The sequence below is a fragment of the Pseudomonas sp. Irchel 3E13 genome (assembly GCF_900187455.1).
Classification (GTDB): Bacteria; Pseudomonadota; Gammaproteobacteria; order Pseudomonadales; family Pseudomonadaceae; genus Aquipseudomonas.
Map to the genome: position 1 here is coordinate 406,115 of NZ_FYDX01000006.1, position 21,025 is coordinate 427,139.

The 21,025-nt window shown below is 65.0% G+C and carries 22 protein-coding genes; 9 read left to right on the plus strand and 13 right to left on the minus strand.

Features of this window, described 5'->3' with window-relative positions; genetic code table 11:
• Position 1 precedes the first annotated feature (1 nt).
• From CKW37_RS12875 to CKW37_RS12885, 3 genes are read left to right on the plus strand one after another with little or no spacing between them, the layout of a single operon-like run.
• Positions 2–886 (plus strand): type II secretion system F family protein, encoded by an 885-nt coding sequence (locus CKW37_RS12875; RefSeq protein WP_095156060.1) that lies wholly within the window; start codon positions 2–4, stop codon positions 884–886.
• Between the two features lie 14 nt (positions 887–900).
• Entirely contained in the window at positions 901–1,581 is a 681-nt protein-coding gene (locus tag CKW37_RS12880) for a tetratricopeptide repeat protein (RefSeq protein WP_095156061.1), read from the plus strand.
• Positions 1,581–1,847 (plus strand): DUF3613 domain-containing protein, encoded by a 267-nt coding sequence (locus CKW37_RS12885; protein WP_095156062.1) that lies wholly within the window; start codon positions 1,581–1,583, stop codon positions 1,845–1,847. Before CKW37_RS12880 ends, CKW37_RS12885 begins: the two co-directional genes overlap by 1 nt.
• A gap of 69 nt (positions 1,848–1,916) precedes the next feature.
• Here CKW37_RS12885 and CKW37_RS12890 read toward each other — a convergent pair whose 3' ends face one another.
• Both CKW37_RS12890 and CKW37_RS12895 read right to left on the minus strand, forming a co-directional pair.
• Entirely contained in the window at positions 1,917–2,693 is a 777-nt protein-coding gene (locus CKW37_RS12890; RefSeq protein ID WP_095156063.1) for a response regulator transcription factor, read from the minus strand.
• A gap of 141 nt (positions 2,694–2,834) precedes the next feature.
• Positions 2,835–3,305 (minus strand): prepilin peptidase, encoded by a 471-nt coding sequence (locus CKW37_RS12895; RefSeq protein WP_095156064.1) that lies wholly within the window; start codon positions 3,303–3,305, stop codon positions 2,835–2,837.
• 75 nt (positions 3,306–3,380) lie between these two features.
• Between CKW37_RS12895 and CKW37_RS12900 the strand changes: the two genes are divergently transcribed.
• Positions 3,381–3,824, plus strand: coding sequence for a TadE/TadG family type IV pilus assembly protein (locus tag CKW37_RS12900; protein WP_095156065.1), 444 nt, complete (start codon positions 3,381–3,383; stop codon positions 3,822–3,824).
• The gene (locus CKW37_RS12905; protein ID WP_095156066.1) at positions 3,821–6,481 is read left to right on the plus strand and encodes a PAS domain-containing sensor histidine kinase; all 2,661 of its coding nucleotides are present in this window, start codon (positions 3,821–3,823) and stop codon (positions 6,479–6,481) included. Before CKW37_RS12900 ends, CKW37_RS12905 begins: the two co-directional genes overlap by 4 nt.
• Here the strand turns inward: CKW37_RS12905 and CKW37_RS12910 are convergent.
• The 7 genes from CKW37_RS12910 to CKW37_RS12940 form a co-directional block, all read right to left on the minus strand.
• Positions 6,466–8,415, minus strand: a complete 1,950-nt coding sequence (locus tag CKW37_RS12910) for a pilus assembly protein TadG-related protein (protein WP_095156067.1) — start codon at positions 8,413–8,415, stop codon at positions 6,466–6,468. The two genes, CKW37_RS12905 and CKW37_RS12910, sit on opposite strands and share 16 nt — an antisense overlap.
• A 106-nt stretch (positions 8,416–8,521) precedes the next feature.
• The gene (locus CKW37_RS12915) at positions 8,522–9,082 is read right to left on the minus strand and encodes a DUF4136 domain-containing protein (RefSeq protein ID WP_095156068.1); all 561 of its coding nucleotides are present in this window, start codon (positions 9,080–9,082) and stop codon (positions 8,522–8,524) included.
• 22 nt (positions 9,083–9,104) lie between these two features.
• Positions 9,105–9,728, minus strand: coding sequence for a DUF4136 domain-containing protein (locus tag CKW37_RS12920; RefSeq protein WP_095156069.1), 624 nt, complete (start codon positions 9,726–9,728; stop codon positions 9,105–9,107).
• 24 nt (positions 9,729–9,752) lie between these two features.
• A complete protein-coding gene (locus CKW37_RS12925) occupies positions 9,753–10,502 on the minus strand; it encodes a methyltransferase (protein WP_095156070.1) in 750 nt (249 codons plus the stop codon).
• Positions 10,499–10,804 (minus strand): MazG-like family protein, encoded by a 306-nt coding sequence (locus tag CKW37_RS12930; protein ID WP_095156071.1) that lies wholly within the window; start codon positions 10,802–10,804, stop codon positions 10,499–10,501. Before CKW37_RS12930 ends, CKW37_RS12925 begins: the two co-directional genes overlap by 4 nt.
• Before the next feature lie 62 nt (positions 10,805–10,866).
• The gene (locus tag CKW37_RS12935; RefSeq protein ID WP_095156072.1) at positions 10,867–11,721 is read right to left on the minus strand and encodes a MaoC/PaaZ C-terminal domain-containing protein; all 855 of its coding nucleotides are present in this window, start codon (positions 11,719–11,721) and stop codon (positions 10,867–10,869) included.
• Positions 11,722–11,723: 2 nt separating this feature from the next.
• Positions 11,724–13,076 (minus strand): 3-oxoacyl-ACP reductase, encoded by a 1,353-nt coding sequence (locus tag CKW37_RS12940; RefSeq protein WP_095156073.1) that lies wholly within the window; start codon positions 13,074–13,076, stop codon positions 11,724–11,726.
• A gap of 119 nt (positions 13,077–13,195) precedes the next feature.
• Between CKW37_RS12940 and CKW37_RS12945 the strand changes: the two genes are divergently transcribed.
• On the plus strand, positions 13,196–14,473 hold the full coding sequence (locus CKW37_RS12945; RefSeq protein WP_095156074.1) for an acetyl-CoA C-acetyltransferase: 1,278 nt from the start codon (positions 13,196–13,198) through the stop codon (positions 14,471–14,473).
• Here CKW37_RS12945 and CKW37_RS12950 read toward each other — a convergent pair.
• On the minus strand, positions 14,460–15,476 hold the full coding sequence (locus CKW37_RS12950; RefSeq protein WP_095156075.1) for a bile acid:sodium symporter family protein: 1,017 nt from the start codon (positions 15,474–15,476) through the stop codon (positions 14,460–14,462). The two genes, CKW37_RS12945 and CKW37_RS12950, sit on opposite strands and share 14 nt — an antisense overlap.
• 85 nt (positions 15,477–15,561) lie before the next feature.
• Between CKW37_RS12950 and CKW37_RS12955 the strand changes: the two genes are divergently transcribed.
• Both CKW37_RS12955 and CKW37_RS12960 read left to right on the plus strand, forming a co-directional pair.
• On the plus strand, positions 15,562–16,353 hold the full coding sequence (locus CKW37_RS12955; protein ID WP_095156076.1) for a helix-turn-helix domain-containing protein: 792 nt from the start codon (positions 15,562–15,564) through the stop codon (positions 16,351–16,353).
• A 131-nt stretch (positions 16,354–16,484) separates the two neighbouring features.
• Positions 16,485–17,378: a PA4780 family RIO1-like protein kinase gene (locus CKW37_RS12960; protein ID WP_095156077.1), complete on the plus strand. Its 894-nt coding sequence runs from the start codon at positions 16,485–16,487 to the stop codon at positions 17,376–17,378.
• A gap of 1 nt (position 17,379) precedes the next feature.
• On the opposite strand, the gene cueR is transcribed toward CKW37_RS12960, so the two are convergent.
• Genes cueR through CKW37_RS12975 form a run of 3 tightly spaced genes read right to left on the minus strand, consistent with a single transcriptional unit; the run spans position 17,380 to position 20,616 of the window.
• On the minus strand, positions 17,380–17,778 hold the full coding sequence (cueR, locus tag CKW37_RS12965) for a Cu(I)-responsive transcriptional regulator (RefSeq protein WP_095156078.1): 399 nt from the start codon (positions 17,776–17,778) through the stop codon (positions 17,380–17,382).
• A complete protein-coding gene (locus CKW37_RS12970; protein WP_095156079.1) occupies positions 17,775–20,177 on the minus strand; it encodes a heavy metal translocating P-type ATPase in 2,403 nt (800 codons plus the stop codon). Before CKW37_RS12970 ends, cueR begins: the two co-directional genes overlap by 4 nt.
• A gap of 55 nt (positions 20,178–20,232) precedes the next feature.
• Positions 20,233–20,616, minus strand: a complete 384-nt coding sequence (locus tag CKW37_RS12975) for a hypothetical protein (RefSeq protein ID WP_095156080.1) — start codon at positions 20,614–20,616, stop codon at positions 20,233–20,235.
• A 147-nt stretch (positions 20,617–20,763) separates the two neighbouring features.
• Here CKW37_RS12975 and CKW37_RS12980 point away from each other — a divergent pair, with 147 nt between their 5' ends.
• Positions 20,764–20,961, plus strand: coding sequence for a heavy-metal-associated domain-containing protein (locus CKW37_RS12980; protein WP_095156081.1), 198 nt, complete (start codon positions 20,764–20,766; stop codon positions 20,959–20,961).
• Positions 20,962–21,025 lie beyond the last annotated feature (64 nt).

The window sequence follows — 21,025 nt, forward strand, 5'->3', positions numbered from 1 at the left end:
AATGGCGTTGCTGATCAGTGCCGGACTGTTCTTGCTCACCTTCATGCTGTTGGTGTTTCACCTGGCGCGGCAACACCGTCGCGAGCAGTTGGTCGCCCTGCGTTTGCAAGGCCGGCAAAGCGCCGAGGCGGCGCAGGATAGCTGGCTGGAGCGCCTGGGCAACAGCTCGCTGGCCCAGCGCTCGCTGAGCCTGGATGGCGAGACCCGTTTGTTGCTCGACCGCATTGGTTGGCGGCGCACACGCCAGCGTTCGCTCTTCGCCGCACTGCAGATCGGCGTGCCGCTGTGCGCTCTGGTCGTCGCCGTACTGGTCCAGCATTTCGTCTACCCCGACAGCAAGACACCCTGGATGCTTCCGGTGTTCGCCCTCGGTATCGGTTACCTGCTGCCCAAACGCATCCTCGCCTACGTCGCGGCACGACGGCAGCAGCAGATTGCCGATGAGGTTTCCAGTTTCATTCCGCTGCTGCGCATCCTCTTCGATTCCGGACTCGCGGTGGAACAGAGCCTGCGCATCCTCGGCACTGAAGGGCGACAATTGCTTCCCGTGCTCAGCCAGGAACTGCAACTGATTCTGGTTCGGGTGGACTCGGGACTGGCGTTGGCGCCGGAGCTGGAAAAGACCGCGAAGTTGCTCTCGGTGGACGAGTTCAACGACACCTGCGTGATCCTGCAACAGTTGCTGACCCAGGGCGGTGGTGCGATGAAGTCGCTGCTGGCGCTCAAGCAACTGCTCGATGACCGGCGCCTGACGCGGCTGCAGGAACGTATTTCGAAAATGTCCGGGAAGATGTCCGTCGTCATGATGGTCTTTCTCTTTCCCGCCTTGTTGATCGTGCTGGCCGGGCCGGGTCTGACCGCGCTGGCCCGGGCCTTCAGTCACTGAATGGGGAGCTGTGCATGAGAGTCGGCGTATTGATACTGGGCGTGGTGCTGTTGAGCGGCTGCGCCAACCAGGGCGGTGCGCCCTGGTTGGCGCAACTGGGCGGTTCGGCCAGTTGCGCCAAGCCGGATTCTTCCCAGGAACTGACCTTGAACATGGCTGATGAAATGCTCGCCGACGGCCGTCCTCATGCCAGCCTCGCGCACCTTGAGGAAATGCCCGACAACCTTGCCCAGGTGCGCGTGCGCAAGGCCAAAGTGCTGCGCCTGCTGGGCAGCAGCGAGGCCGAGCCGCTGTACCGCAGCCTGCTGGGTAGTTGCATGGCCGCCGAGGCGGAACATGGTCTGGGGCAACTGGCCTCGGCACGTGGCGATAACGTCCAGGCCCGGCAGCACCTGCTGCGCGCGGTGCGCCTGGCGCCCACCGACGAGAAAATCCGCAACGACCTCGGCGTGATTTACCTCAACCTCGGCGAAATGGAAAAAGCCCGTTTCGAGTTTCTTACCGCCATCGAGTTGAAAGACACCGACCGGCTGGCGGCGGTCAACCTGGTGACCCTGCTGCTGTACCAGGACAAGTGGCAACAGGCTGCCGACCTGGTCAGCCGCCTGGGTCTGAGTTCGGCCCAGTTCAGCGAAGCCCAGGCCCGTGCCGAGCAACTCAAACCCGGCGGCGCACAGCCGCCCAGGAGTTCCTGATGAACGTGCGAATCCCGTTGTTGATCATGCTGGCCGGCTTCTCGTGTGCTGCCGCGGCGGTTCCCGAAGGGCCTTCGTCCAAGGCCCAGGAAACCACCGAAACCTGGCTGCAACTGCAACCCAAAGGGCTGCACGCCTCCAGCAACCCGCAGGCGACCACGCCCAAGGAATACGACAAGACCATGGAGCGCTGGCAGAAGGTGTACGACTACAAGATTCCTGATGTCTTCAAGTGGGAGAAGGTGACGTCGTCGGGGAGTCAGTGAGTCGGGCGGAAGCTTTCCAGCGTTCTTGAGATCGAGCACCGCCTAAGCGGCGTTCGATCTCAAGGGCGCTCAATGCTCCGTCACCCGCTGCCACGGCGTCGATGATCCAGGCGATAGCGCCAGGGCCAGTTGCGTGCGGTTGTGCATGTGGGTCAGGCGCAGCACCTGCGAGACATAGAGCTTCACCGTGTTCTCGGTGATGCCCAGTTCACAGGCGATCTGGTAATTGGTCTTGCCCTTGCCGACCAGCCGCGCGACATCAAGCTGGCGGGGCGACAGCGGGGAGAAGATGGTCGGGATGGTGACGCTGTCGTGCTCGCTGTCTTCGCTGCCGTCGCCTTTGCCGGGCGCCTGCCCGCGAGCCTTGTCGAGGTCCTGATAGAGATCGTCGATGGAGTCGGCGAGGTACTTGAGCTTCTGGTTCAGGTGGCCAAGTTGATGGAAGTTCTTCTGCCGTTTCAGCAATTCCGTTTCCTGATGCTGCAGGCCCTTGAGCAACTCTTCGAGGTCGACCGGCTTCTGGTAATAGTCCGCGAAGCCTTCGCGCAGGGCCTTGATGACATCCTGCTTTTCGGCGCGGCCGGTCAGCATGATGGCTTCGAAGGCGCGCTCTTGCCCGGCACTTTTCTTCAGCGCCTTGACCAGCTCGATACCGTCGTACTCGGGCATGTTCAGGTCGCAGAGGACCAGGCCGATGGCCGGGTCGGCGTTGAAGCGATCGATGGCAGTGACGCTGGAATGGCAGGGGACGCAGAGATAACCGCTGCTTTCGAGGAATTCACAAAGCTCTTCGACGATCAGTGGTTGGTCATCGACGACCAGAACTTTCACTTGGTTGGTTGGCATTTAACTCGCAACTCCATGCTGAGGTGCCCTCCCTGAAAGCTGCCAAGGCGGTCCCGGGTCACGGTGGGGCACTAACTCAAAAGTAGTCGCTCCTTTCGACTATTTACAAGGCGTAACACCCGTGCCACAGGCACCAGGCGACTAATGGATCCATAAAGCAGCTAGCAGGAAGCCCGCCATGAGGAATGGGGCGAAGGGCTGCTTTTTTGACACTTCCTCGTGGATCGCCTGCAAGCGCTTCTTAACCTTCTGATTAAGCAGCGACCACAGCCAGCGTCGGCTGATCAGCCAGACCAGCACCGCGACTCCTGCGCCGATGAAAGTGCCCAGCAGATACCACTGGTCAGTTGCCAGGGCCAGGGCGCCCAACATCTTCACGTCGCCAGCTCCCAAGCGGCCAAGGATATAACCCGGAAGGGTTAACAACATCACCAGTACCAGCGCGACCGCCGCATCCGTGGGCTCGGCACCGATCCAGGTGTGGCCGGTGACGAACAGATAGGCGAGGGCGAGGGCGGCTGCACCGAGGGTGAGGACGTTGGCGATCTGTCGTTCGCGCACATCCTGTTCGGCACAAAGGGCAAGCCACAACAGCACGACTAGACTTTGCATTGGCGAAAGGCCATCCCCTGGTCTGTTTGATTCTATGCTTGTCAAAGAGGTGTCACTGTCAGGGTAGACGCGATCATGAAAGCGAGCTTAGGTGGACGGGAAAAAGGTGCGGTGGCGATTGAGTTCGCCCTGGTCTTCGTAATGTTCTTTACGGTGTTCTACGGGCTGCTCAGTTACAGCCTGCCCATGCTCATGGTGCAGTCGTTCAACCAGGCCAGCAGCGAAGCGGTGCGCCGCTGCGTGGCGCTGGACCCGACCAGTGCGACCTATGGCACCGACGTCACCAACCTGGCCAAACAGGTGCTGGAGCAACAACTGGCCTGGCTACCTGGTGCATTGCGTTTCCAGTACGCCAGTGACGCCACCGTGACGCTGACGTCGGGCAAGCTGCTGACGGTGAGCGTCCACTACGACAAAGCCAAGATCACTTCGGCGATGCCGGTGCTGGTGTTGCCGGTCATCGGCGAAGTGCCGCGACTGCCGGCGCGACTGGGTGCTCAAGCGAGCCTGCAACTTTGAGCGGCGGCTCGGGGTTATTCGACCGCTGGCGGACCCGCGCCGGCGAACTTCCGACCTGGCCCGAAACCTCGGCACCGCCCGCGGTCGGCCTGCAACTGTGGCTGGATAATCAGGCGCGAGTGCTGCGCCTCAGCGGCCCGTTGCGCACCGTGCTGGCCTTGCCGGCGCAGATGCCGGCGCGATTGCAGGACTATGTGCAGCCTCATAGCCTGCTGGCCCTGGAAGGCGAGCCGCCGGACTGGCAGGCGCACCCGCTTGACCTGGACTTCCGCGCCGCCGCAGGTCACACCTTGCATACCCGTGGCTGGTTGCTGGCTCAGCCCGAGGGCTGGTTGCTGCAACTGTTCGACATCGGCGACCTGGTGCAGCAACAACGCCAGGGCCTGGCTGCGCAGCAGCGACAAATGCTCGCCAGTGAAGTCGCGGCGGCGCTACGCGATTGCAGCCTTGAGCGCCTGGCGGAACAGGCCGGCGAGCAGTTGCGCCGTCTCGCCTGGCACTGGCAGGCGGGTTGGGCGATGTTGTGGGTACGGGGCGCCGGCGGCTGGAAAAACTACGTGCACTACGGCGACAACCTGCCCTGGAGCGAGCAACGGCTGGGCCTGCTGCTCAACGACCTGCCGGCCGAGCACCTGATCCACAGTGCTGCCCAGCCCACTTTGCAGGTGCTGGAATTGCCGTTCTACCTGATGCCCCACACCCAGCAGCACGAAGTGCAGGCCTGGTTGCTGTGCGAGGACCGCGGCCAGCCACGTCTGGACGACGACGCCTTGCTGCTCGCCGACGCCGTGGCCGAGCCGCTGTTGGCACGTCTTGCGGGTGATCGGCTGCAGGCCAGTCAGCAGCGCCTGGACAATGTGCAGGGCCTGCTCGGCGCCGGTTGGTGGGAGTGGTCGCCGCATGATCCTTATCTGCATCTGGCGCCGGGGCTGGCGATCAGCTTCGGCGTGCCGGCGCGGGTCACCCTGGCCGACTGGCTGACCCAGGTGCACCCGGCCGATCGCGAGGCGGCGCTGCTGGCATTCACCAGCCTGCAACGCCAGGGCGACAGCCTGCAATTGTGCCTGCGCCTGCTTGGCGACACGCCGCGCTGGTACCGTTTGTGCGGCGAGCTGCGTGGCCAGGGCGAGGCGCGCCGGCTGCACGGCTTCATGCTCGACATCAGCGACATCAAGCAGCAGGAACAACAGGCCAGCGCCGCCCACGCGCGGCTGGACAACCTGATCGCCAGTTCGCCGGCGGTGATCTATATCCAGCACTACGACGACGGCGCGCTGCACGCCGAATTCTTCAGCGCCAGCCTGCAACCGTTGCTCGGTTGGCAGCCCGTGCCCGGTGAGCGCCTGCAACCGGCGCAATGGGTGCATCCTGACGACCAGCCGCTGTGGCTGGCGCGCACCCGCACCCTGTTGCGCGAAGGCCAGGTGCGCAGCCGCTACCGCCTGCGCGACAGCGAAGGCGGCTGGCACTGGGTGCTCGACGAGGCCCGGCTGTTGCGCAATGACCTGGGCATCCCGGTGGAGGCGGTGGGCATCTGGCTCGACGTCACCGAGACGACCCAGGCCGCCGAGCGGGTGCGCCAGAGCGAGGAGCGCTATCGCGTGCTGGTGGAGGATTCGCCGGCGATGATCTGTCGCTACCGCCCCGATCTCGAACTGCTCTACGGCAACCGGCCGCTGGCCGATTACCTGGAATACACCCCGGCGCAACTGCCGGGCATGAACCTCGGCGACTGGTTGTCGCCGGGGCAGCGCGAGCTGTTTGTCGAGCGTATTGCGCGGCTCAGCCCCGAGGCGCCGGTGAGCAGCGACGAGGTCTGCCTGCAACTGCCGGGGCGCCAGCATGCCTGGTGGATCTGGTCGGACCGCGGCCTGTTCGATGCCGACGGCCGTCTGCTGGAGATCCAGGCGGTGGGCCGCGACAACACCGAGGTCCGGCGCAGCCAGCAACTGCTGTTGCAAAGCGCGAAGATGGCCACCCTCGGCGAGATGTCCACCGGGCTCGCCCATGAGATCAACCAGCCGCTCAACGTGATGCGCATGGCGGTGGTCAACGCCCTCAAGCGTCTGGAAGGCGGCGAGGTGGATGTCGATTACCTGCAGGAAAAACTCAAACGCATCGACGCCCAGGTGGTGCGGGCGTCGAAGGTGGTCGATCACATGCGTGTCTTTGGCCGCCGCTCGGAGGTCGAGCGCGGGTTGTTCGAGCCCTGGATTGCGGTGGAGGGTGCACTGTCGCTGTTGGCCGATGGTCTGGCCGCCAAAACTGTGGCGGTGCGCCTTGGCGATCCGCTGATGGGCTGCCCGGTCAGCGGCCATGTGGATCAGTTGGAACAGGTGTTGATCAACCTGATGGTCAACGCCCGCGATGTGCTGATGGAGCAGAAGCCGGCGCAGGCATGGATCTCGCTGCGCGGCGAGCGCGACGGCCAATGGGTGCGGCTGTTGGTGGAAGACAACGGCGGCGGCATCGAGCCGCGTCTGCTGGAGTGCATCTTTGAACCGTTCTTCACCACCAAGCCGGCGGGTGTCGGGACCGGACTGGGGTTGTCGGTGAGTTACCGGATCGTCGAAAGCATGGGCGGCACCCTGAGTGTCAGCAATGGCCGCGACGGCGCGCGTTTCGTCATCGAGCTGCCGGTTCAGAGCACCAGTTGAGCGCGGTTGCTGCTGCAGTCAAGGTGAGCGGCGACGTCGGTCACCACCAGATCGATGCCCAGCACTTTCAGCAGTGAATTGATCAGCGGATTGGTCAGGTTGTTGAGCAGGGTGGTGATTTGGGGTACCAGAATATTCTTCACGCCCGTGAGCAGGCTGGTGGCCGAGGTGACCACCTGCCCCAGCGGGTGGCTGCCCTGCGGCTGATACGTCAGTAGCTGCACGCCAGTGAGGGTGGTGCCGAGGCTGGCAACGGCATTGCTGGCGCCGTTGATCTCCTTGTACACCGGCGGCTGGTTGAGCTTGGGCAACTCGGTGGGGCCACTGAACAACAGATTCACGGGCGCACTTGGCGGCGTGCCGATCATGGTGGTATCGACCTTGATGCCGACGCCTCCGCCCGCGAAGGGCACGCGGGTCCCGCAGCCAAAGGAAATGATGGTCAGGTTGGTACACACGTTGGTGCCGAAGTCGATCAGCGGGATGGGCTGGATTGACGTGTTGCCCTTGGTGAAAAAGTCGCTGGGCGTGTCGAACTTGCCCACAGCGACTTTCGCCGCCGCGCTTTGGGTACTCGCGGTGAGGGTCTTGGTGGGCGTGCAGGTGTAGTTGCTGACGTGGCTGGTGGCTTCTGCCACTTCCAGGCCGACATTGATCTGCTGCACGTTCGGCAACAGTTGAATGTCACTGACTTTGCAAGGCACCAGCAGGGCGCAGCCGATGGATTGCAGAGTGCCCTTTAGGTTCAGGGTCAGCAGGTTGCCGATCAGCGTGGTCAGCGGCGAGGCGAGCGAGAGCACCGCATTGGTCAGGCCGGTGATGCTGCTCAGAACCGGCAGGTTGAGTGAAATCAGCGCCCGCACCTGGGCCGTGTGCACCGTGATGTCGTCGGTCGCCGGATTGCCAATGGCGGAAAGCTGCTCCGGCTCGATCACCTTCAGTTGAATCGTGCCCGTCACCAACCCCAGCAGGTTCAGCGGAACCTGCGCCACCGCAGCGCTCTGCTGGGCCGCCAGCAGCACCGACGCCTTTACCAGGTCGATGACGTTGACCATGGTGTCGAGGCCCGCCTTGGCCGTGCCGTTCTGGATATCCAGCATGTCGCCCAAGTGAATCACGGTGCTGTTGTTCGCGCCCACCACCACCTTTCCGAGGTTGGTCACGACATCGGCCAGCGCGCCTGACTGGCTCGCCACATTTGCGGCGACCTGGACGATATCGGTGACATGCAGGTCCTTGGTCAGCAGTTCGTCGTAATGGCCGGCGCCGACATTGGCCTTGATCGCCAGCGCGTCGAGAAAACTCAGCAGGTTGATCTGCGTGTTGGCGATGCCCTGCCAGCCCACGGCATCCAGGGTCACGCGCCCGCCCAGTGGGTCGATCAGCGCATTGAGCAGCGCCGACTTTTGCGTGTCCATGGTCAGCAGGGTCGAACGCAGGCGCAGCATGGCCACCGGCGGCAGCGGCGCGGCGGCCACGGCCTGGGCATGCAATTGCAGGGTGTCGGGAATGGACTCGCCGGCCACCAGGTTTCGGATGCCGGCGGCGATGCTGGTGGGCACGTTCACGGTGCCCGCGACCTTGATGGCCTGGGCCAGGCTGGCATTCGGGCTGAAGCTGCGCAGGCTGTTGGCGCCGGTGCTGACGCTGCCGCAAGTGGTGACCAGGGTGTTGCCGCCGCCGAGGGTGAAACCGTTGCGCACCGCGCTGGTGTTCGCCAGCGGCGCGGCCTGCGGTCCGATGCCATTGCACGTGGCGCTCTGGCCGGCGGCTTCCAGGGCGGCCATATCGACGATCCGTTGCAGCTTGCGCTGTTCCATATAGAGCCGCCCGCCGTCCACCGCGAGCAGGCCGAAAACCACGGCGAGGGCCAGTGTCAGCGCGGTCATCAGGCCGATGGCACCGCCCTGGCGTGTAGCGAATCGGGAAGACACGAGCACTCCTTTGCCGGCACATGGCCGTGCACGTCGCGTGCGTCCAAGGAGTGTAGTCAAGAACATGGCCAGTCGCCTTTATCGGCGACCGGCCATGGACGAAGGGTCAATGAGGTGGGTAGTTGGCCAGCACCTGATTGACGGTTTTCTGGATCGCGGTGTTGCGTTCTTCCGGCGTCGGCGGGTAGTGGTTCATGGTCTGCTCGGCGCTGCCGCGCCAGACCAGCTTGCCGTCGCGGCCGTCGAACAGGTCGATCTGGATGGTCGCCACCTTGTACTCGACGGTGCGGGTTTCGTTGAACGCCGGGCCGCCCCAGTAGCCTCCCCAGTAACCGCCCCACGCGCCACCGTACTGGGTGGTGACCTGTTGATGACGGTTTTCCACGATCAGGTAAGTCTGCACGTTCAGATCGCCGCGAGTGCCGGGCTGCGCGGGACGCAGGCCGCGCTGGTCGAGTTGCCCGCTGACGGCCTGGCGAATGCGTTGTTCGGTGAGGTCGCTCTTGATCCGGGGATCATCCGGGCGGTATTGCAGCGCCGGTTCCAGCCAGGTCCAACTGCGGTACGCGGCGAAGTCGCGGCTGGCATCGAAGTCCTGGCTGACGTTGTTGGTCTGGCAGGCTGCGAGCAGTGCCAGCAGCGAGAATAAAGCAAGTCGGCGGAACATGGTCGTACTCCAATGACGTTGACTAGCTGGGAGGATAGCCGCTCATGGCTTTTTCGACGGCCTTGCGCAGGGCCTCTTCGCGATCGCCCAGGGAACCCTGGCTGCCGCTCTCGGCACTGGCGCTCCAGACCGGCTGGCCGCTGCCGGCATCGAACAGATCGACGCGCACCACCATCACCTCGATCTCGTAGGTTCGCACCACGGGCACGCTGCCGTAGAGCCCGTAGCTGTTGCCGTAGTAACCGTGGCGATAGCCCATTCCGCCATAGCCACCATAGGGATAGTAATCATCGTCGCGGTACTGCCGCAGGCGCCGTTCCATGCGCATGCCGGCGCTGACCAGCAGGTCGCCGCGGCCACCACGGGCGGGGCGCAGACCGCGCTGGTCGAGGGCATTGCTGACCACATCGGCCAGTTGCGCGGCGTCGGTCGCGGCGTTGCCGGCGGGCAACTGACCGTCGCGCCAGGTCCAACTGCGGTAGCGACCGTAGTCGCGGGCCGGTGCCGGGTAGGCGCTCTGGTCGAAGGTCGTGGCCGCCTGCGGGGGCGCGGGCGGCAAGGGCCGGGAGTCGGCGACATAAGGGTTGCTGCCCTGGCAGGCGGCCAGGGCAAGACAAGTGAGGGCGAGGACGACACGGTACGGCATGTGGCTCTCCCAGGGCGTTGGGCCCTAACGGGGTCGACATATCCAGTGCAGGTAACGACCGAGGCCGGCGAAGGCCGGGTGACGACGGTGGGCCAGTTCCATTTCGAGCAGGTCGATCAGTTCGGCGCGGGCCTGGAATTCCGTGGGCATATAGTCATGGAACACGCGCACGCCGCTCTCGGTGTCTATCTGCCATAGACCTTCAACTTGCGCCCTGAGTTCGCGCGGATCAAGGGGTTTCTGTGGCGTCAGGCTCTGCTTTTCACCGGCCAGGGTGTTGCGCCGCATCTTGCGGAAATGGCCTTTGAGCAGGTTGCGGTAGACCAGCGCGTCGCGGTTGTAGAACGCCAGCGACAACAGGCCATCGGGGCGGGTGAGCTGATGCAGCACTGGCAGGATGGTTTCCGGCTCGGCGAGCCATTCCAGCACCGCGTGGCAGATCACCAGGTCATAGGGCTCGGTCAGTTCGCCGAGCAGGTCCTGCCACGGCGCCTGGATGAAGGTAGCCGGCTGGCCGGCGGCCGCGAAGCGCTCGCGGGCGCCGTCGAGCATCGGCGCGGCGGGTTCGGCCAGCGTCAGGTGATGCCCGCGCTCGGCCAGCCACAACGACATGTGGCCCAGGCCCGCGCCAATATCCAGCACCCGCAATGGGCGATCCGGCAGGCACTCGGCGAGGTCTGCCTGGAGCACCGCGAGGCGGATCGCGCCTTTGGCGCCGCCGTAGATCTTCTCGGCGAAGCGGGTCGCCAGGGCATCGAAATGACGGTCGTTCATTTGGCGAAGCGCCTCTCGCTGTCGGCCAGTTTGGCGCGCACCACCTGCTCCAGGTCCAGCCCCAGTTCGCTGCACAGCAACAGCAGGTAGAGCACCACATCGCCCACTTCCTGGCCGGCGTGTTCCAGCTGTTCGGCGGACAACTGCCGCGACTGGTCCTCGCTCAGCCACTGGAAGATTTCCACCAGCTCGGCCATTTCAACGCTGGCGGCCATGGCCAGGTTTTTCGGGCTGTGAAAACCACGCCAGTCATTGTTGTCGCGGATGCGGTGCAGCCGTTGAGTGAGTTCTTGCAGATTCATGTGGGGTCTCCTGAGGCGGTATAGCTTCAGGGGGAAGCGGGTGGCTGGCAAGCGATGCGTGTCTAATCGAGCGGTCGCCATGTGCCGCTCACATGCACCAGCCCGCCATGCCCGCTCAAGCGGAACTGCCCGCTCGGCGCCTCTTTGCTGCCATCGAGGATGACCTCGCTCGGCAGCCGCACCGGCTTGTGAAAATCCACCGCCACTTCATAGCCACTGCGCGGCAAGTGCCCGCGCAGGTGAGCCAGGGCCACGGCCTTGCTCCACATGCCGTGGGCGATGGCCTGTGGAAAACCGAACAGCTTCGCGGTCGCGGCGCTGAGGTGGATGGGGTTGTAGTCGCCGCAGACCCTGGCGTAATGCCGGCCGATATCGCTGTCGGCATACCAGCGGGTCAGCTCGCTCATTTCCAGTTGCGCCAGCTCTTGCGCCACGGGCGGCTCACCTTCGAGTTTCATGCCGCGACAAAGCATGCGGCTGCTCTCCGACCAGAGCAGCCCGAGGCCGTCTTCGGCGTCGGTGCGCAGGTCGAAGGTGGCGCCTTTTTCGTGAGGCTGAAGGTTATCCACAGACACCGCGAAGCGCAGCCGCGACACGCCGCCCAACGGGCGCAGCACACAGATGCGATTGCTCAGGTGCACCAGCCCCAGCAGCGGAAACGGAAACGCTTTGTCCGTCAGCAACTGCAATTGCAGGGCGAACGCCATCACATGTGGATAAGTCGGCGGCAGGCGGCCGTCGTTGCTGAACAGGCAGAGCTTGCGGTAAGCGGCCAGATTGCGTTCATCGACGCTGAGCGAGCAGCGCAGGCCGGTGGTCGGCAGCGTGTCGCCGCTGATCTTGCGCTTGCTCGCGGCCTTCAGGTACAGCCCGGAAAGGCCGGCGGTGTGACCAACGTCGTGCCAGGTCTGGGTCATGGTCAGGCCCCCATCACGGCTTGGCCGCACACCCGCAGCACTTGGCCGTTGACCGCGCCGCTGCCCGGCTGCGACAACCAGGCGACTGCTTCGGCGACGTCCTGCGGCAGGCCGCCCTGGCCGAGGGAGCTCATGCGCCGCCCGGCTTCGCGCAGGGTGAAGGGAATTGCCGCGGTCATGCGGGTTTCGATAAACCCCGGCGCCACGGCGTTGATGCTGGCGCCGCGCTCGGCTAGCAGCGGCGCCCAGGCCTGCGCGAGGCCGATCAGGCCGGCCTTGCTCGCCGCGTAGTTGGATTGCCCGCGATTGCCGGCGATCCCGCTGATGGAGGCGAGCAGGACGATCCGCGCGTTGTCGTGCAGGGCGCCGCCGTCGAGCAGGGCCTGGGTCAGCACGGCCGGGGCCTTGAGGTTGACCGCCAGCACCGAGTCCCAGTATTCCGGGGTCATGTTGGCGAGGGTCTTGTCGCGGGTGATGCCGGCGTTGTGCACGACGATATCGATGCCCTCCGGCAGGCCTTCGAGCAGTTGCGTCGCTGCGTCGCTGGCGCAGATATCCAGCGGCAAGGCACGGCCGCCGAGACGCTCGGCCAGGGCGTGCAGATCATCGCTGGCCTGCGGTACGTCCAGCAGCACGACATCGGCACCATCCCGGGCCAGGGTTTCGGCGATGGACGCACCAATGCCGCGCGCCGCGCCGGTCACCAGCGCCGTGCGCCCGGCGAGCGGGCGGGTCCAGTCCTGCACCTCGCTGGCGCAGGCTTCCAGGCGCAACACCTGGCCGCTGATGAACGCGCTTTTCGGCGAAAGGAAGAAACGCAGCGCGCCTTCGAGCTGGTCTTCCGCATCGCGGGACACATAGAGCAGTTGCAGGGTGCCGCCGTTGCGCAGCTCCTTGGCCAGCGACCGGCTGAAACCTTCAAGGGCGCGCTGGGCGACCCTTGCCAGTACCTCGTCGAGGTGTTCCGGCGCACGCCCGAGAATGACGATATGCGCGCTGCCGGCGAGGCTGCGCAGCAGCGGCTGGAAGAACTCGCGCAACTGCTTGAGCTGATCGATATCGCTGATGGCGCTGGCATCGAACACCACCGCCTTGAGCTTGCTGCCCAGCCCGGCGACCCAGGCCGGCAAGCCCAGGGTTTCGTCGGCGAAGCTGTAGGACTCGTCAGTGAGACGATTGGCGAACGCCGCCACCTTCGCCGCCAGCGGCCCGCCGCCGAGCAGCAGGGCGCCCTCCACCGGGCGTAGCCGACCGGCTTCCCAGCGCTCCAGGCGGGCTGGCGCGGGCAGGCCGACAGCACCGACTACACGGCGTCCGAAATCGGAGTTGGCGAAGTTGATATAGCGATCGCTCATGAGTACGTCTCCCTGAAATAAGCCACAAAGTGTGGACCATGATCGGCCATTGGTCGTTCGCTCCGGGAAAAAACACCTACGCTGTAGGCGTCTATTTCGCGAAGTAAGGAAAGTTTTCTATGCGAGTTTTGCGCCGGGTCGCGATCATTGGCGGCAATCGAATCCCTTTCGCCCGCTCCAACGGTCCTTATGCCCACGCCAGCAATCAGGTGATGCTGACCGCTGCCCTGGAAGGGCTGATCGAGCGCTTCAGCCTGCACGGCCTGCGCCTGGGCGAAGTCGCCGCGGGGGCGGTGCTCAAGCATTCCCGCGATTTCAACCTGACCCGTGAATGCGTGCTTGGCTCGCGCCTGTCGGCGCAGACCCCGGCCTACGATATTCAGCAGGCCTGTGGCACCGGTCTGGAAGCGGCGTTGATGGTTGCCAACAAGATTGCCTTGGGGCAGATCGAATGCGGCATTGCCGGCGGCGTCGACACCACCTCCGATGCACCCATCGCCGTCAACGAAGGCCTGCGCCGGGTGCTGCTGGAAGCCAATCGCGGCAAGAGCACGGGAGAGAAACTCAAGGCCCTGCTCAAGTTTCGCCCGAGCTACCTGAAACCCGAACTGCCGCGTAATGGCGAGCCGCGTACCGGGCTGTCCATGGGCGAGCATTGCGAGCTGATGGCGCAGACCTGGCAGATCGGCCGTCAGGAACAGGACGAACTGGCGCTGCGCAGCCACCAGAACATGGCCGCGTCCTTCGCCGAAGGCTGGCACAACGATTTGCTGACGCCGTTCCAGGGCTTGTCCCGCGACCACAACCTGCGCCCGGACCTGACCCTGGAAAAACTCGCCAGCCTCAAGCCGGTGTTCGAGCGCAGCGAGAAGGGCACGCTCACCGCCGGCAACTCGACGCCGCTCACCGACGGTGCCTCGGTGGTGCTGTTGGCGAGCGAGGACTGGGCGAAAGAGCGCGGCTTGCCGGTGCTGGCCTACCTGCTGGATGGCGAAAGCGCCGCGGTGGATTTCGTCAAAGGCCAAGAAGGGCTGCTGATGGCGCCGGTTTACGCGGTGCCGCGGCTGCTCGCGCGCCACGGCCTGAGCCTGCAGGACTTCGATTACTACGAAATCCACGAAGCCTTCGCCGCGCAGGTGCTGTGCACCTTGAAAGCCTGGGAAGACGCCGACTACTGCCGCGAGCGGCTGGGCCTCGACCAGCCGCTGGGGTCCATCGATCGCAGCCGGTTGAACGTGAAGGGCAGCTCGTTGGCCGCCGGCCATCCGTTCGCTGCTACGGGCGGGCGTATTGTCGCCAACCTGGCCAAGCTGCTCGACCAGGCGGGTCAGGGCCGCGGGCTGATTTCCATCTGCGCCGCGGGCGGTCAGGGCGTGACGGCGATTATCGAGCGCTGATCAGGGCGGCCGCTTCCCGGGCCGGCTGGCTGGCGTAGTGCTCGGCCATGATCGAGCAGACGATCAGTTGCAGCGGGTGATAGATCATGATCGGCAGCAGGATCAGTCCCAGGCCCGGGTGAGCGCCGAAAATCAGCGCGGCCATCGGCGCCCCGGCGGCCAGGGACTTCTTGCTGGCGCAGAACACCGCGGCGATCTCGTCGGGACGGCTGAATTTCAGCGCCCGCGCGCTGCGGGTGGTCAGCCACAGGACCAGCGCCAGCAGCACCGCGCTGCCGACCAGGGCGGTGACGATCACCGACAGCCCTTGTTGCTGCCACATGCCCGACATCATCGAGTTGCAGAACGCCGCGTAGACCAGCAGCAGGATCACCAGCTTGTCCATGACATTGGTGTAGCGCTTGTGCCGGGCGAAGAAGCGTCCCAGCCAGGGCCGCAGCGCCTGGCCCAGCAGCAGTGGGGCCAGCAGCAGGCCACAGAGGTCGAGCAGGGTGGCGCCGAGGTCGATGCCGTCGCTGCCGCTCCCCACCACCAGGCTCACCAGCCATGGCGTGATGAAGATCCCCAGCACGCTGGACAGGCTGGCGTTGAGAATCGCCGCCGGCACGTTGCCGCCGGCGCTGCCGGTCAGTGCCACCGAGGACGAAATGGTCGAGGGCAGGGCGCACAGGTACAGGAAGCCGAGCATCAGCAGCGCCGGAACCTGGCTGCCGAGCAGTGTCTTGCCCAGCAGCCACAGCAGCGGGAAAACCACGAAGGTGAAGAGCTGCACCATCAGGTGCAGGCGGGTGTTTTTCAGGCCGTGGCGGATCTGCTCGCTGGACAGGTTGATGCCGTGGAGGAAGAACACCACGAACACGCCGATATTGATCACGTATTCGGCATGCATCGCCCCGCCCGCCGCGCCGAAGTGCGGGAACAGCCAGGCGAGAAACGTGGCCAGGAACATACCGCAGAGGAACCAGTCGGTAACCACGCGCTTGAGGTGCTTGAGTGCTTGCATAGGCGGACCTTCGAATCATCTTGTAATAATCGTGGTTGAGGCTAACCTGCCCGTCAGTTTCCGTCTTGCGACATAAGGCCAAGCGATGCCGAGTAACGGACAAAATTCCGCCCCTCGTCGGATTCCCGACCTGACGGCGCTGCCGCGGCCGCTGTATGCCCGTGCCGAAAGCCTCGGCGCCGGCTCCTGGACGCCGCGTCATCGGCACGATTGGGTGCAGTTTTCCTACGCCATCAGCGGAGTGCTCGGGGTGCATACCGTCGAGGGCAGCTATTTCGCCCCGCCGCAGTGGGGCGTGTGGATTCCGGCCGGGGTCGAGCATGAGGTGATCACCTCGACGCGGGCGGAGATGCGCAGCCTGTATGTGCGCAGCGAAGATTCGTCCTGGGCTGCATCGCACTGCCGGGTGCTGGAGGTGACGCCGCTGGCGCGGGAGTTGATCAAGCAGTTTTGCGTGTACCCGGTGGACTACCCCGAAGGCGACAGCCACGAGGCCCATCTGGTACAGGTCTTGCTCGATCAGTTGCAGCGTTTGCCGGAGGTGGGCTTCTCGCTGCCTTCACCGCAACACCCCGGTTTGTTGCGGTTATGCAACGAATTGCTGGCCCACCCTGAGCAGACGCACACCCTTGAACACTGGGCGCAGCGCCTGGGGCGCTCGGAAAAAACCCTGATGCGGCTGTTCCAGCGCGAGACCGGTTTGAGTTTTCGTGCGTGGCGCCAGCGCATGCGTCTGTTATCGTCCCTCGACGCCCTCGAACAGGGCCAGAGTGTCACCCAGGCGGCGCTGGGCTGTGGTTATGACTCGACCTCGGCCTTCATCGCGGCCTTCAAAGGGTTGTTTGGTGCCACTCCCGGGGAACTGTTCAGAAATTGAGCTGACGTAAATTGAAACCCCTCGCCCTTGATCCGGGTCCGTTTCCGGCAGGGCGCCTGAGCTATCGTGTGCGCGCGGCGCCACGGCAGCGCATCCATCAGTGGCAGAGACAGGAGCAAGAACAAAAGCCGATGAAGACTCCCAAACGGATAGAACCGCTGATCGAAGACGGTCTGGTAGATGAAGTGCTGCGCCCGCTGATGAGCGGAAAGGAAGCAGCGGTGTACGTAGTGCGTTGCGGCCAGCAACTGCGCTGCGCCAAGGTCTACAAGGAAGCGAACAAACGCAGTTTCCGCCAGGCTGCCGAGTACCAGGAAGGGCGCAAGGTGCGTAACAGCCGCCAGGCCCGGGCGATGGCCAAGGGCTCGAAATACGGCCGCAAGGAAGCTGAAGATGCCTGGCAGAACGCCGAAGTGGCGGCGTTGTTCCGCCTGGCCAGTGCCGGCGTGCGGGTGCCCAAGCCCTTCGATTTTCTCGACGGCGTGCTGTTGATGGAACTGGTCGCAGGCGAGGACGGCCAAGCCGCGCCGCGACTCAACGATGTCGACCTGGAGCCGGAACAGGCCCGTGAGTACCACGCTTTCGTCATTCGGCAGATCGTGCTGATGCTGTGCGCGGGCCTGGTGCACGGTGACCTTTCCGAGTTCAACGTACTACTCGACCCGGAAGGCCCGGTGATCATCGACCTGCCGCAGGCCGTGGACGCCGCCGCCAACAACCACGCTTTCAGCATGCTGGAGCGGGATGTGGCGAACATGGCCCACTACTTCGGGCGCTTCGCCCCGGAGCTCAAGGAAACCCGCTTTGCCCGCGAGATGTGGTCGCTGTACCAGGCGGGCGAGCTGCAACCGGACAGCGTCCTGAGCGGACAGTGGAAAGACGATGAGCACACCGCCGATGTGAACGGCGTGATGCGGGAAATCGAAGCGGCGCGGATCGACGACGAGCGGCGCAAGGCTGCGAGGGCCGATGCCGAGCATGGCCCGACCAAGGGCGAGGAGCCCCCGCCGCCTTGGATGCAGTGAGTCAGTGACAGCAACCGGCTGCCAGATCCTTGAGGATCGGGCAGTCGGGGCGATCATCGCCCTGGCAGTGGGCGACCAGTTCGCTGAGGGTGTCGCGCAGGCTCACCAACTCTTCGATACGCCGGTTGAGGTCGGCGATATGTTCGCTGGCCAGCGCCTTCACGTCGGCGCTGGCGCGCTGGCGGTCTTGCCACAGGGTCAGCAGCTTCGCCACTTCTTCCAACGAAAATCCCAGGTCCCGCGAGCGTTTGATGAACGTCAGGCTGTGCAGGTCGTCCTGCCGGTAAAGACGGTAGCCGCTGTCGCTGCGCGAAGCCGGCTTGAGCAGGCCGATGGACTCGTAATAGCGGATCATCTTCGCGCTCAGGCCCGTGCGCTTGGCCGCCTGGCCGATATTCATGGCTTTTGCTCCTCTGTCGGCGTGTCCGGTTTCCAGGTCTTGAGCAGCAGGGCGTTACTCACCACGCTGACGCTCGACAGTGCCATCGCCGCGCCGGCCAGTACCGGGTTGAGCAGGCCGAAGGCCGCCAAGGGAATTCCGATCAGGTTGTAGATGAAGGCCCAGAACAGGTTCTGGCGAATCTTCGCGTAGGTCTTGCGGCTGATTTCCAGCGCCGCGGGCACAAGGCGCGGGTCACCGCGCATCAGGGTGATGCCGGCAGCCTGCATGGCAACGTCGGTGCCGCCGCCCATGGCAATGCCGATATCGGCGGCGGCCAGGGCCGGGGCGTCGTTGATGCCGTCGCCGACCATCGCCACCACGCCGGTCTTCTTCAGTGCGCCGACTTCGGCGGCTTTGTCCGCGGGCAGCACTTCGGCGTGCACGTCCTTGATGCCCAGCGCCTCGGCCACCACCTTGGCGCTGCCGCGGTTGTCGCCAGTCAGCAGGTGGCTGCTGATGCCTTGCGCGGCCAGTTGCTTCACGGCCTGCTCGGCGCCGGGCTTGAGGCTGTCACCGAAGGCGAACAGGCCCAGCACCCGCGCCTGCGGAGCATGCTCGATCAGCCAGGACAAGGTGCGGCCCTCGGCTTCCCAGGCTTGCGCGCTGCTCGCCAGTTCGCCCGGTTGCAGGCCGCTTTCATCCAGCAGGCGGCGGTTGCCCAGCGCCAGCGAGCGGCCGTCGAGGCTGCCGGCGATACCGCGACCGGTCAGCGACTGGCTGTCCTGGGTCTCGGGTACGTTCAGTTGCTGTTCGGCACAGGCATCCAGCACCGCCTTGGCCAGCGGGTGCTCGCTGCCGCGCTGCAGGGCGCCGGCCAGTTGCAGCAGTTCATCGGCTGACACCGCCAGTGCCTGGCTGTGGACGATGCGCGGGCTGCCGGAGGTCAGGGTGCCGGTCTTGTCGAAGACCACGCGGTTCACCGCATGGGCGCGTTCGAGGGCTTCGGCGTCCTTGATGAGGATGCCGTGGCGCGCGGCCACGCCGGTGCCGGCCATGATCGCGGTGGGCGTTGCCAGGCCGAGGGCGCACGGACAGGCGATCACCAGCACGGCGACGGCATTGATCAGCGCCACTTCCATGGAGGCGCCGGCCAACCACCAGCCGATCAGGGTGACCAGCGCCAGCACCAGCACCGTCGGCACGAAGACCTGGCTGACCCGGTCCACCAGTTTCTGGATCGGCGCCTTGGCCGCCTGGGCGTCTTCCACCAGTCGAATGATCCGCGCCAGCACGGTTTCCGTGCCCAGCGCGAGGGTGCGGACCAGCAGCCGGCCTTCGCCGTTGATGGCGCCGCCGGTGACACGATCACCCGGCTGCTTGGGCACCGGCAGGCTCTCGCCGCTGATCAGGGCTTCATCGGCGTGGCTCTGGCCTTCGATGACCTCGCCGTCCACCGGAAAGCGCTCACCGGGCTTGACCAGCACCAGGTCGTCCAGGCGCAGTGCGCTGATCGGTACATCGCGTTCCACACCGTCCACCACTTGCAGCGCGCGCTCCGGGCGCAACGCTTCGAGGGCGCGGATGGCGCTGGCGGTCTGGCGCTTGGCGCGGCTTTCCAGGTATTTGCCCAGCAGTACCAGCGCGATGACCACCGCCGAGGCTTCGAAATACAGGTGCGGCGCCATGCCGGCGTGGGCCTGGCTCCATTCGTACAGGCTCAGGCCGTAGCCGGCGCTGGTGCCGAGGGCGACCAGCAGGTCCATGTTGCCGGCACCGGCGCGCACCGCTTTCCAGGCCGCTACATAGAACCGCGCACCGAGCACGAACTGCACGGGCGTGGCCAGGGCGAACTGCGCCCAGGCCGGGAGCATCCACTCGATACCGAAGGGTTGCAGCAGCATCGGCAACACCAGCGGCAGGGCCAGCAGCAACGCCAGGCCCACCGCCCAGCGCTCGTGGCGCAGGCGCCGTTCGCTGTCATCCACGGCCGTGTTGCCGGTTTGCGGAAGGCTGGCGCTGTAGCCGGCGCGCTCGACGGCGGCAATCAGCAGGCTGCTGTCGGGTTGGCCGATGACTTCGACATGGGCACGCTCGCTGGCCAGGTTGACGCTGACCGATTGCACGCCGGACACCTTGTTCAGGGCCCGCTCGACACGGCCGGCGCAGGACGCGCAGGTCATGCCGCCGATCTGCAACTCAAGGCTCTGCAGCGGCACGCTGTAGCCAGCCTGGCTGACCGCTTCCACTAGCGCCGGCAGGCGGTCAGCCGGGGCCAGGATGCGGGCCTGCTCGGTGGCGAGGTTGACGTTGACCTGCTCGGCGCCGGCGACTTTGCGCAGCGCCCGCTCCACCCGACCCGCGCAACTGGCGCAGGTCATGCCGGAGATCGGCAGGTCGAAGGTGATTGACTCGGGCATGGGGGCTCTCCTCCGTGGACTGGCCGCCAGCATCAACCTTGCCATGCTGGCAAGGTCAATAGTTCAAGTCGGCCTTCTTCAGGTAGAGGCCATTCTGGCCCGAGGCGATGCGGTATTTATTGATCTGGCCGTTCTGCAGGGTGAATCGCTGGCTACGCTGGTTTTCGATGCCGTTGTCGCAGCCTGGTGCCTGGCCGGGCAGCAGACGCAGACGGATATCCACCTGGCCGGCCGGCAGATTGAAGGAGACGGAGTCTTCCTGGAATACGCGACCGGAGAGCTGGTCGTTGAGGTAAATCCCGATCTCGCATGTGGTGGCCACTTCCAGGCGCTCGCGGGAAATGATCAGCACGCTGTAGTCCTGACTTTCAGCGATGGCCGGGGAAACGCTGCTGAACAGCCCCAGCACACCGAGAAGGCCCAACGCTGCCTTGCCCATGGGTGAATCTCCTGCTGATGAATCGACAAGCACGCAGCTTGGCCGAGGCGGGCGAGGATTTCCAGCCCGGCAGCGCCACGACAAACTTGACCTTGCCCCGGTGGCAAGCTTGAAACTGCGACCAAATCCAACCAGGAGGTAGCGACGATGCAAGTATTCAATGTGCAAGGCATGACCTGCGGCCACTGCGTCAAGGCCGTGACCAACGCGGTACAGCGTGAAGATGCGACGGCGCAAGTCACCGTCGATCTGGCGCAGAAACAGGTGTCGGTGAAGAGCGAATTGCCCTCGGAGCAGATTCTCGAGCTGATCCGCGAAGAAGGCTACGAAGCGCGGGCGATCTGACTGATCCTGCTTCATCGCCGGCCGGCGCCCCTGCTTGCCGGCGATGAGGGTCGAAAAGAATTTC